Genomic DNA, 12,633 nt, shown 5'->3' on the forward strand with positions numbered 1-12,633 from the left:
GTGAAGCCGTTTAGGTATTTATCGATTGTTCGGCGGTCCACATCAAGCTTTCTCGCCAGTTCACTTTTGTTTATTTTCATTTTCAGATTCTCCATTAGGGTTTTTAATTTCGGTAAGTCACTCAATTTCTTCACTTCAAATTCCGTTTCAATCGCTAGCTGTATGTACATACTAATCACCTCTAGATTAGTATGCCGATGCACATCAAAACTGTACATGCTTAGACAATCATTTTAGTACATAGTTAAGCTATCATTTCTACTCTTCCAGCCGATTTTCCAACTAGCTCAAAGTAAAGATCCCAAATACAGTCATTTGAACATGATGGAACTGGGAGTCGCTGTATTGCTGATGATGCTCGAAAAGATGCTGTCTGGTGAAGGGAAAATATCACCTGAACAGATCAACATCTTTCTGCAGCAATTATTGAAAGAGCGATATGGATTATCAGTGAATTCCACTGAAATCAATGAATTAAGAACATATCTAGTTGATGGCAAACTGCGGAATGGCGGAGAGAAGTTTTTGAGCCGTTACACTGATTTAGCTACTGGGGAAGAGAAAATTTATGCTTTCGATCTGATTACATATGATAGTTTTTCGTACAAGGACTTAAAGGAGAAGAATCTATATCTTAAGCTGACACAGGAAGGAATTGAATTGCTTTTTAAGACAAAGGAATTGTTTGCGGAAATGCAGATCAGTATTACCATGCTTTATTTCAAGCAGCAGCTCAGTAAAGGGATGTTTCTTCAGGCGTTGTCGGCCGCCGAAGAACTGAAATTGCAAATCCAATCGGAAATTCAGGCTATCGAGAAATATGAGAATGACATCCGTACAAATGCCTTAACGATGTTCAAGCGGGATGAGCTGGAAAAGAAGTACGAAGAGTCTTATAAACAGACAAAAGAAGATAAAAGGCAGTTGAGTGATTTAAGAATCACCATTGAAGAAGTAAAGACCAATTATATTGCCGGCCAATTGAGCAGAAAGGAAAGGGAGGCATATGGGCAGGTATTGCGGATTGAAAAAGTGTTAACACTTTGCATCGCGAAACATGAGTTATTATTTGTGCAAAAATTTAATTTGTTGAAGACATTAACCAGTTCCCTGCAATTGCTGATCGGTAATGCATTTTCCAAAAACTTTAATTTTAAACAGGAAATTCTCGAGTCCTGGGTGGAACGACGAATCGATCAGTTGAAAGTTGAAGCGGTTTTAAGGCCGGTTATGCCACAGAAGGTGAATAAATTTTACAATCCATTTGCAGCTTTTGACCGCCAATATACGAAAAAGCAGCACTACGAAAACGAGCAGATGGAAGATGCAGTGGATAACTTGAAGCTGGAAATTCATCGAGAAGAGTTGGAGCAGCAAAAAGAAGCGGTTTACAACAAAGAAATGAAAGCCCTGGAATTTATATTGGAGCCTTTGCAAAATAGGAACCGTTATTTCCTATCGGATATTGTCAATGAGGCAAACGGGAAAGAGCCGGAAAATAGTTGCCTAGAGGCGAATCAACTTCATCATTTATTGAACATAAGTATTAAATTGCATAGAAGTGAATATAAATCGTTCGGTCCAATCCCTCTGGAAGAATTGCCATTTGAATCAGATGAAATAAGAATGATGGTGGCTCTAGGGAAAAAACATCCGGGGTTGAAGGAAATAAGCAGTTTTGAAATTTTTGCTACAGACCGCGTACTAACATTCGTTAACGGTGTTGTTATGACTGATTACGTTATAGAAAGGATGAAACTTGAACATGAATTATGAAGAAGGAACATTCAGGGAAGCATTCATTCTCTACCAGACGTTGATTCAGCACAAAGAGATTACGAAAAGAAAGCATCCTGAAATTTATCGATCCTTTTTTTCGCCAAAAGTTCGGGAAGTAATTCAGAATGTAATCCAAAGGGATGCCCAAGTAAAAATCTTTCACCTGGATGAAACGATTTATCTTGTCCCGGAACTGGAAAATGAACTCCTTACATACTCAAATGAGGAATTAAGGACTGTCATGAAGTTGAGTTCAAATAAAGAATTATACCTGGCTCAGTTTATTTGGATCAATGTTTTAAGTGAATTTTACGGAGAGCAGTTTCAGTTCACGAATGAACCACGGAATTTCGTCAAAGTGGAAGAAATTCTTCATACGGTTGAAGCATACATAACAGGTTTTAAACAATTTAATGATGAAAAATTAACTGACCTGGCAGCCCGTTATGAAATGGATCTGGAAGGGCTTATTGAAGTATGGGACGGGCTGATGGCAATGACGGAAGGCATAACAGATGTGCGACGGGCCGTGAAGCGGGATTACGGTTTCCTGCTGAAAGCACTTAGGTTCTGGGAAAACGAAAAACTGATTTATATCCATAACAATGAAGAAATTGTCCTCACTGAAAAAATGAAAAATATCACAGCTTATTATTATCATCATGAGGAGCGGATTCACCGTATCAAAGAATTGCTGCGCCAAACGGAAAATTTCGCCGAAACTATAGCAGGGGGTGACTTGAATGCCAAGAGTCAATAGAATCCGGGTATCCAATATAAAATTGGATGGCGGGACAAAGGTCATTGGAGATAAAATATGGGAACAGAACGGTTTGAGTACGATTTTTTTGCTTAAAAATGGCGGTGGAAAAACAAGCATCATTCAACTTCTTCACCAGGTGATATTACCCAATCATGCGATTCAGGGAAGAGTGTTTAAAAGCATAGTGGAAAAAGGCAGCACAATAAATGTAGCAGTTGAATGGATACCCGACAGTGAAAGCCAACCGATGTTTGTTACCGGATTCTGTTTCTTCCATCATGGAATAAAAAAAGAGAAATCCACTTCAACCTATGATTATTTTAATTACATCTTAGAACGTGACACCGAGGATTCCCTGTCTCTTGAAAAAATACCGTTCATTCGCGCTGGGAAAATTACACCATATTCAGAATTACAATCATTTTTGAAACAAGATGAAAACACGCAGGTGTTTGCACAAAATTATACATATCAGGAAGCCCTCGAACAATATGGAATATTGGCTTCAGAATGGCAGAACATTTCAAAAGTGAATGGAGCAGAAGCGGGTGTAACCGCATTTTTTGACAAAGCCGATAAAATTCAAACTTTGATCGAAAAGTTGTTGCTGCCTGCATTTCTGGATAACTTGTTTACAACGGATGAAGAGCGGAATGCGATTGTTCAAGCCTTTAAAACCTATAAGGACCGTCTCTTGGAACTTCCTGCATTAGAGAGGGATTTAATTGATTTTGAAGCAGTGACAAATAATGCGGATGTGATTATCGATACGACAAAGCGTTACAGCGAACTAAAAACAGCATTGGAAAATGACCGCATCCAAATGACCAGGTTATTTTATTCGCTTCAATATGAAAAAGAGAACAATGCGGATCTTTTAAATGAATTGGAAAAGCAATTACAGGACATAGAAATATTAAAAGAAGAATTACAGTGGAAAATTGATTCTTATAAAGTGCATTTATATAAGATAGAAGAAATGGAAGCATCGGCTCGTTTTAAAGAAGCAGAGATTAAAAAGAAGCATGTTACTGATTTAGTGAAATCACTGGAGCAGAAAGTCAATGAGCAATCAGCTGCTGAAAGTTACGAAGATTATAAGCGTTATAGTGGGGAAGTGAACCGTTTAGAAGCGCAGATTAAAACGGCAGAACTTGATGCGGATGAAAAAATGCAAGAACTTAAAATTTCACTCGGCTGGGTTTCGTCAGGAAATCGCTTTTTACTTTCAAAGTTAACTGAACAAGAGAATGCCAGTAACCAAAATATTGCTGGGTTGACTCATGAAAAAGATAATAATGAGCATGCATTGAGGGAAACTCAAAACCTCATGACAGATGTCAAAGTAGAAATGGGGAAATTAGAAAATTCCATTACTCAACACGATCAGGAGATCACTGAGATTAGTGATGCATTAGGTGATTTTAAGCATGAGACTATTCAGGAATCAGAAGAAGCAGTTACTAGTCATATCCTTAATTTGCAAGCAATTATGCAGAAAAACAAAGATGCCCTTGAAGAATTTAATCTTCAAAGCAAACAAGTGCAGGGAGAAATTCAGCAAGAAATTAAAAATGAAGAAAATCTAAAAAGAGAGCTGGAAGAAACTGAACAGCACTTTGAAGAATTTAGTGAGGAAGATCATGAGTTAAAGAATGACATTGCTGCAATTTTACCACTAGCCGTTCGGACTGAGCTTTTTGACCAACAAGAAGAAATCCAATCTGCTCTTCGCCGCAAAAAAGAAGCTTTAAACCAGGAGATTCTCCAGGAAGCGGTGATGTTAGAACAATATAACCAATACTATAAACAAATTGATCAAAAAGGGTATCATCTTCATCCTGAAATAGAGTCTGTAAAACGTTATTTGGATGCAAGAGATATCCATGTCATTTCAGGGACTGAGTGGCTTTTGAAGTCGACATTTCCTGAAGAAAAGAAACTAGAGATCTTCATGAAAAATCCTTTGTTGCCATTTTCACTCTTGATTGAAAAGGACAGACTGAAAAAAACCTCTGCTTTGCTGGAAGCATTTAAAGAAGAATTGACGGTACCGGTATTTTTCTTGATGAAACAAGGTTTGGAAGAAGGGGATGTACAGGGGAAATTCACAGAGATTACGAATAACACCCATTTGTTTCAAAAGTTCAAAGTGCGTTTCACTGGTGTTGAGTGGAATAATTGGGCGAATGAGTTGGAAGAAAAAATTAGAGAGCTCCAAGAAAAGCAGCAGGAACTGAAATCTAAAGAACAAAAAACCATTGAATTGGAATTGAATTTAAATGCTTTTTACAAGAGCTACTCTCCAAATGAAAGACAAAAACTATCGAATCAGATCGAAGAAGTCAAAGAGAAAGAATACTTGGTCCGGGGGAAAATTAGCGGATTGAAAAAAACGCTTCAAGAATTTGTTGTAAAAGGGGAAGAAATACAACGCCAATCCGATGAAGTGCATGCTGAAATTTCTAAGGCGAAAATTCTTAAAAACCAAGTGGCAGCTTTTATTAAGCGATATTCGGATATTTCTTTGAAACGGGAAGCTTCTTCGCTACTCGGTGAAAAGTTATCCGACTTAGGTGATGCCGTAGAGATGCATGGACGAACAGGAAATCAATTAGTGGAAAAGCTGGAAAAAGAAAATTCAGTGAAAGTCACTATAATAGGGGAATTGAAAGACCTGGACCGTGATGTCCGGGAATATGGGTTGACGATAAACGTTGACGAGCAGGAAATCAGCGGAGAACAATACGAAAGTGACAAATCTTTCTTAAAAGAACTTCAAGCGAATTCTTCTTTTGAAACCACTCAAGTTAATTTATTAAGGGGTAATCTGAAGAATCGGAGTGAACTGAAAGAGAAAGCCAAAAAAGGGATAATCGGACGTAATTTTTCGCTGGAGTTTTTCGAGAAGGGTAATATAATATTTCAGCAATATCTGTTAGAGCAGTATAGTCAACAGTTGGAAGAAGCCCGACATCAATACAACGGCATTGAAAAAGTTTATAGCGATTTAGAAAAAAACTTTATAACAACACAAGCGCTATACAATAGGGAAAAAGAACGTATTGAAGAGAACTATGAGATTTTTCCCTTTGAATATTCAACAAATCATTTGTTTGAAAAAGGATCTATTGATTCTGAACTGAGTTCATTGAATAAGAAGGTTTCCGGTATAGATGCGGAACTATCAAAATCCAAAACCTTGGCAGAACAATATCTCCATGCGTTAACTGAACTTAACAGATATAAGGAATTTTTCTTGTCTTTAAATGAGGAAAATAAATTTTTAGCAGAAGATCAATGGTCGAAAGAGCAGCCCATTAAAAAAGTTCATCAAGTTCAAGAAGATTTTACTGATAGACGGGAACAGCTACGGCGGCAGGAAGCCGCGGTCAAAGAGAAGATAAATGCAATGCACCAGGAGATAGTTGAAACAGGTAACATGAACTTGCTCAGTATGAGCAAAGATTTTTCTAATGTATTGGAATCTGCAAAAGGTGATTATGAGGCAATGATACTTAATTTCCATTCAGTTTTGGCTGCAATCGAAAAGTTCAAAGAAAGTCTGGAAATGCAGCGGAAACAGTCGGAAGAAGGAAGAAATGAAATCATTGAGATGATGTATGATCGGAGCGAGCTGCTTTATAAAAATATGATAGAGCTGCCAAGGTATTCACAAATAGAAGAAAAGGGGATAAGTATTCCACTTTTCACTCTATACTGGCCAAAACACGGCATACTCGAAAGTCAGCATAACTTGCGGATGTTTGTTGATGAAATCTTGGAGGAGTTAGTGGAACAGCAAGAAAATGGCGCTACGCAGGATATGTTGGATCATATGTTCCAGGAAAGGGTCACTGATGTTGCCATTCTCAACTGCTACGCCGATATAAACAAATGTGTGTTAAAAGCCCTTAAACCAAGAAACGCACAAGTTTCTGGCAAAAAAGAGTATTTCCGATGGGATGAAATAGCTCAATGGAGCAATGGGGAAAAACATGCATCCCGCATGGCGATGTTTATTACACTGAACACATTCATAAGAAAGAAACGGTTTGCCCAAGAAAATTCTTGGAAATTCCTGATTGCCGACAATCCCTTCGGTGAAGCGAGTGCAGATCATGTCGTAAAACCCATGATTGAACTGGCGAAAAAGACCAAGACACAATTGTTCTGTTTGACGGGAATAGAAGACAAACGTATTCAGATGGAATTTGATACCGTCATCAGCAATCGGTATATCGAGCAGCGTGGGAAATTATTCCTGTACTCAGAAAGCGAAACAAAAGAAACTGGGGAAATTGAAAGTATCTTTTATTCGAAGCAACAAATGACAAAGTCGAATTGAAATCAGTCGGTAAAAATGGGGACGTTCCCTGTGTCGGACGCAATTCCCTATATACAGGAATACTGCATAAGGAATCTGCTGAAACCACTAAATGGGCGGGTTCCTTTTGCATGTTTATAGTGAAGAGCAAGTAGTCATAATTGTGCCGTACACAGGGGCGAAATGGGAACTGCTGGAAGAGAGCATTGCTCCTGCTTGAGTTCTTCTAGTGTCGGTGGAACAAGCAGTTGCTCAAAAACATGTGTATCTTGCCATGGGCGCTTCTAGCCGTTCTAAAAACAGTGACAATATTGCAAAAATTTGTTTCCAGTTGGGCTGCACATTATGTTAGAGTAAGGAAATACTAAAAACAAGAAGGTGACACCTATGGCTAGAAGCAACATCGAAGAGTTGGAAAGGAAAGCAACGTTGTCGAAAGTATCGGTTGAAGAGATTATGGTGGCGAACCAGGCGCTCAAAGACGTCGTGATCAAGACGCCGCTGCAGCGAAATGAAATTCTTTCTGCCAGGTACGGCTGTAACGTGTATTTAAAACGGGAAGATTTGCAGGTGGTGCGCTCATTCAAGCTGCGTGGCGCTTATAATTTCATCCGCAGCCTGACCTTGGAAGAACGCAACAAAGGAATTGTTTGTGCCAGCGCTGGCAACCATGCTCAAGGCGTTGCGTATTCCTGCTTTGCGCTGGGAATCGAAGGGAAGATTTTCATGCCGCTGACAACCCCCAGCCAAAAAGTATCACAAGTCAAACGCTTCGGCGGCGATCAAGTCTCCGTCGTCCTGACAGGAGACACATTTGACGATGCCTATACAGCAGCGATGGAGTACTGTACAGCCGAAGAAGGTGTGTTTGTCCATCCGTTTGACAATAGACAGGTGATAGCGGGCCAAGGCACCGTCGCAGTGGAAATCCTGAACGACATGCAGGAGCCTGTTGACTATACTTTTTGTGCCATCGGTGGCGGCGGATTGGCGTCAGGCATCGGAACCTATTTAAAAGGGATCAGCCCGTCGACGAAACTGATTGGCGTTGAGCCGGCGGGAGCTGCCAGTATGAAGGCATCGCTGGACAATGGCAAAGTGACCCGCCTCGATTCGATTGATACGTTTGTCGACGGCGCAGCTGTCAAACAGGTCGGCGAATTGCCAGTGGCGATTTGCAGCGGCGTTTTGGATGATATCGCACTTGTACCCGAAGGCAAAGTCTGCACGACCATTCTGCAGCTGTATAACGAAAATGCGATTGTGGCGGAACCGGCGGGTGCGTTGTCGGTGGCTGCGCTGGATTTCTATAAGGAAGAAATCAAAGGGAAAAATGTGGTATGCGTCATCAGTGGCGGCAACAATGACATTGAGCGGATGCAGGAGATCAAAGAAAAATCGCTTATTTATGAAGGGCTGAAGCATTACTTCATCGTCACCTTTCCCCAGCGTGCCGGCGCATTGCGTAAGTTCATGGACCAGGTTTTGGGGGAGCAGGACGACATCACACATTTCCAATACACAAAACGGACCAACCGCGAGGCAGGTCCCGTCATCGTGGGCATTGAACTGAAGAGCCGGGAAGACTACGGACCGCTTGTGAAAAGGATGGATGAAAACGGATTTCCCTATAAGGAGATCAATAACGACCCGATGTTATTTAACTTGCTGATCTGATAAAAAAGAGCCCTGTGACGAACACAATACAAGTTATACGGGAAACTGCATGAGGAATCCGCTGAAACCAGAAATGGGGCGGGTTCTTTTTGCGTTTTATGGGAAATAGCCAAAATCATTTCGTGCACAAAGACGCTTTTAGGACTGCTAGAAAAGAATATCTTCAGTAAGTATACATATTACCTAAATTCTAATTAATAAAATGTAATAAAAGGTAAAAAATTATATCATAATACCCTTTTTACTTTCATTTTATTGAAGTAGAATGAAATCTATAAATGAATTTTTTTGGGAAATGCCGGAAGTGACGGCCCCTGAAACACTGTTCTTCCTTTCAATAAAGGCAAAATGGTTTTAAGAAAGTGCCGCAAAGTCGCAGACTTAAAGTCTTAGGCTATGGTGGCTGGACTGAAGAAGAAATGTGTATGAAAACGTTCCTGGTTGATTTCTAAATTCTTCTGATTCACATATAAATTTGATAGGGGAGGTTTTATTTTGGTTACGTATAAAAAGAAAATCCAGCGTTATTTCGCGGTGGGAATGGTGTCTGTTGTAACTGCATTTGCATTTAGCTCGACAGTGGTTTTGGCAGACGAGCATGAAGAACTTGAGGCTACAGAAACGGTGGAGGCTGAACCGGCTGAAACACCGGAAGAAAGTGCAGAGGAACCAACGGCTGAGGAAATTGAAACAGAAGAGCCTGCTCAACTTCCTGGGGACTGGTTTTATTTTGTTAAAAAACTCCAAGAGAATGTCCAGCTTGCTTTGACGTTCGAAGATGTGAAAGAAGCTGAACTCTATGCTTCGTTTGTGGAAGAACGGATTAAAGAGGCAGAGGCTTTATTTGCCCAAGGCGAAGTAGAGCTTGCCGTTGAAACCCTGGAACGAGCGATTGCCCAGCAAGAGGAAGCATTAAAGGCGTATGAATTGGCAGAACCGGAAGAATCAGCTGCTGATGAAGAAAACGCCGAGGACGAATCCGCTAATGAGCCTGTGGATCCAGAGGTAGCAGAAGAAGAGGAAGCCACTGAAGAAACCGAATCGGAAGAGGCGCCGATTGACGAGGACCGTGCTGCATTGGAAGCGAAATTCAGTTCAAACCTTCTTGCTTTGCAAGCCGCACTGGAGAAGGTGGAGAATCCGCAGGCTAAAGAATCACTGGCAAAAAATGTCGTGAAAGCCCAGGAAAGACTGGAAAGAAAAATTAACAAGAAATTGGCGAAGCTTGGAGAAACAGAGACAGAAATAGAAACAGAGACAGAAACAGAGACAGAAACAGAGACAGAAACAGAAGCAGAAACAGAAGCAGAAACAGAAACAGAAGATGTAATTGCAGAAGAAACTGATGAAGAAACGGCTGATTCGGGCGAGTCGGAGGCAGTAGACCCTGAAGCAGTTGAAAATCTATCGGTAAATGGTGCAGATACGGAGGAACTTGAATCCACTGAAACACCAGTACAAGCAATTGTGACCAAAGATGAAACAAAGCAGGCTCAGCCGAAAGCAGCTCAGCCAGAAAAGAAAGCAGAGCAGAAAGCCGTTCAGTCTGTGAAGAAAGCAGAGCAAAAAGCCGCTCAGTCTGTGAAGAAAGCAGAGCAAAAAGCCGTTCAGTCTGTGAAGAAAGCAGAGCCGAAAGCCGTTCAGGCAGAGAAGAAAGCAGAACCGAAAGCCGTTCAGGCAGAGAAGAAAGCAGAACCGAAAGCCGTTCAGGCAGAGAAGAAAGCAGAACCGAAAGCTGTTCAGCCCGTGAAGAAAGCAGAGCCGAAAGCAGCTAAGCCGGAGAAGAAAGCTGAGCCGAAACCAGAGCAGCCAAAAAAGCAAGATGAAGACGGGAACGGGAAAAATCCAAAGGATTAAAATTGCGCCCCTGTGTAAGACACAAGTGAACTCAATCACTTAAATTGAATACCTAAAAAGACCGCCTTCATTGAAATCAAAGGATTTCGAAGGCGGTCTTTTTGTTTCCTGCGGCCATCAAATAATACGGAACTGATCCGCTCACAGCGATAACGCAAAAAGAGGAGCCTGTAATTCTTTTATGATAGAAAAATTTATTTTAAATAATGTAATCAATATAAGGCTAATAGCACATTCCGCTTTTAGTAATTGGAACTATACTTTAGTTTATTCGATAGATAGAGAGGAAGTACCAAGTGCGTGCAATCAAGTTTTCAATCACGTTGATGTTGCTGCTGGCAATCGGGCAATTCGCATGGAGCGGCCCTGTTTACGCAGCAAGCTTCAATGATGTAACGGTATTTAAAGAAGAGATTAACCATTTAACAACAATTGGAATCATCAACGGCTATCCCGACGCAACATTCCGTCCGGACCAGTCGATTACAAGAATTCAAGCGGTCCAAATGATTATGCGCGAAATCGGCATACCCGAAAATTGGGAGCCGAAAAATCCCTATCAGTTCAGCGACGTCAAGCCGGGGCAGGACGGGCACAGGGATGTATTGCGGGCTTATGAGCTGAACATTGTTACCGGCAAGGACTGGGACATCTTTGATCCAACCGGCAAAATGACACGGGCCGAAATGGCCAAAGTGCTGGTGCAGGCGTATTCGCTGGGCAGTGTCAATACGAGCCAATTCAAGGATGTCGCGGCGAGCTTCTGGGCAGCGCCTTACGTCCGTTCGCTGGCAGCTGTCAATATTACGGTCGGTTACCCGGATGGCACATTCAAACCGAACCTGCCAATCAGCAGAGCCCATTTCGCTGTGTTCATGGCTCGGATTTTGAATCCGGCGTTTAAACCGCCGACTCTTGCTGTGAAAGGGGCGGCTATGCAGGAGCTGGGGAACCTGGAACCGCTGGATGCAGTGAAAGATTCGGCAGAACCAGTGATTTACTTCATCGAAGCGAATACAAATTCACTTGTGGCATTGAATCATGTCACCAATGAACAACGGGCAGTGAAACTTCCGCTGCCTGCTGAACGGATGGCGTTAAAAGATGGGAAAATCTATATCCCCCAACTCCACCATCCGCATTCATCGTACCGGCAGCAAGACCAGCAAAGCGGTGACATTGCGGTTTACGACGCAAAAACACTGCAATTGCTGAAGTCTATACCGGTCAAAGTGGATCCCTTTGATATTGAAGTAGATGCAAACGGCATCCTGTATGTCTCCAGCGGTTCCGGCCAATGGACGTATCTCCAGAGCTACTCGTCTGCAACAGGCGAACTTCTGTCGACAGCGTCTGGTCTTCGTGAGCAGTCGCTGATCCGCCTGAACCCGTCAGCAACGAAAATTTACGCGTTGACCACCTTGGAAAATCCGGGATTACGAAGTTACCTCACGGATCAGGGGCAGCTGAAAGCAGGAGAATATTCTCCTGTACAGATGAGCGCGTATCATCCCGGCACCCATTTGGAAGTGACGCTAAACGGGCGATACGCCTTAACCAATACCGGCGAAACCTTTTCCGTGAACGGCATGACGGACGGAACGGACATGCTTGAAGACTACGAAGCGGATGGCTACGGCTTCACTTCTTTTGCTGAAAGCGCAGCGCGCAATGAAATTTACTTCGCCAAAAACAAACGGTTGATCCGAGTCAACTCAGCGGCGGACATGAAGAACCAGTACCACATGGCCGCATACGGCGAAGTGAAATTCATCTTCACCGATTCCACAAGAAATGAATTGGTCATGCTGTCTACGGTGAAAACTGGCAAAGACCGCAAAGCGGTGCTCGCTATCGAAAAAATAACTTTCCAGCCGTAACAAGATCCGATTGCATGTCTTACATTTAAAATGAATGTCTATAAGACCGCCTGCCATGAAATCCTGTGATTTCATCGCAGGCGGTCTTTGTGTCTGACGATTCATAAGTGGGCCGGACACAGGGGCAGGGCTTGAAATCGATAGCGGTTTACGGAATGAGAAGGCCTGTCGGCTGAAATAACGGGAAATCCATTGTTGTTCCTCAACGTCATTTTCAATACGAAGAGAGTTTTTTAGTCAGCTGATTTTATCAGTCAGAAAAAAATTCAACTCGTGTCCGAATCTCTTCGCTTGCAAAATTTTCGCATCCGTTTTATATTGTATGAGGAGTCAATGGTTGAGGTATCAAG

The 12,633-nt window shown here is 41.9% G+C and carries 6 protein-coding genes, 1 pseudogene and 1 riboswitch; of the genes and pseudogenes, 6 read left to right on the forward strand and 1 reads right to left on the reverse strand.

Going from position 1 to position 12,633, the window contains the following annotated elements; translation table 11 throughout:
• Positions 1-170 (reverse strand): annotated as a pseudogene (locus QMA09_RS07615) (HTH domain-containing protein); the annotation flags it as partial.
• 151 nt (positions 171-321) lie between these two features.
• Here QMA09_RS07615 and QMA09_RS07620 point away from each other — a divergent pair.
• The 6 genes from QMA09_RS07620 to QMA09_RS07645 all read left to right on the forward strand — a co-directional run bounded on the left by QMA09_RS07620 (position 322) and on the right by QMA09_RS07645 (position 12,283).
• Positions 322-1,776 (forward strand): hypothetical protein, encoded by a 1,455-nt coding sequence (locus QMA09_RS07620; protein ID WP_290212648.1) that lies wholly within the window; start codon positions 322-324, stop codon positions 1,774-1,776.
• Complete coding sequence (locus QMA09_RS07625; protein WP_290212649.1) at positions 1,766-2,539, forward strand: DUF6063 family protein; 774 nt, start codon at positions 1,766-1,768, stop codon at positions 2,537-2,539. The genes QMA09_RS07620 and QMA09_RS07625 overlap by 11 nt, the downstream gene beginning before the upstream one ends.
• Positions 2,523-6,890, forward strand: coding sequence for a coiled-coil domain-containing protein (locus tag QMA09_RS07630; protein ID WP_290212650.1), 4,368 nt, complete (start codon positions 2,523-2,525; stop codon positions 6,888-6,890). The genes QMA09_RS07625 and QMA09_RS07630 overlap by 17 nt, the downstream gene beginning before the upstream one ends.
• Positions 6,891-7,256: 366 nt before the next feature.
• The gene (ilvA, locus tag QMA09_RS07635) at positions 7,257-8,546 is read left to right on the forward strand and encodes a threonine ammonia-lyase IlvA (protein WP_290212651.1); all 1,290 of its coding nucleotides are present in this window, start codon (positions 7,257-7,259) and stop codon (positions 8,544-8,546) included.
• A 332-nt stretch (positions 8,547-8,878) separates the two neighbouring features.
• Positions 8,879-8,962: riboswitch (cyclic di-GMP riboswitch) on the forward strand.
• Between the two features lie 79 nt (positions 8,963-9,041).
• A complete protein-coding gene (locus QMA09_RS07640) occupies positions 9,042-10,403 on the forward strand; it encodes a DUF5667 domain-containing protein (RefSeq protein WP_290212652.1) in 1,362 nt (453 codons plus the stop codon).
• 296 nt (positions 10,404-10,699) lie between these two features.
• Positions 10,700-12,283, forward strand: coding sequence for an S-layer homology domain-containing protein (locus tag QMA09_RS07645; protein WP_290212653.1), 1,584 nt, complete (start codon positions 10,700-10,702; stop codon positions 12,281-12,283).
• The last annotated feature ends 350 nt before the right edge of the window (positions 12,284-12,633 follow it).

Source organism: Planococcus sp. APC 3906 (assembly GCF_030407685.1).
Classification (GTDB): domain Bacteria; phylum Bacillota; class Bacilli; order Bacillales_A; family Planococcaceae; genus Planococcus; species Planococcus koreensis.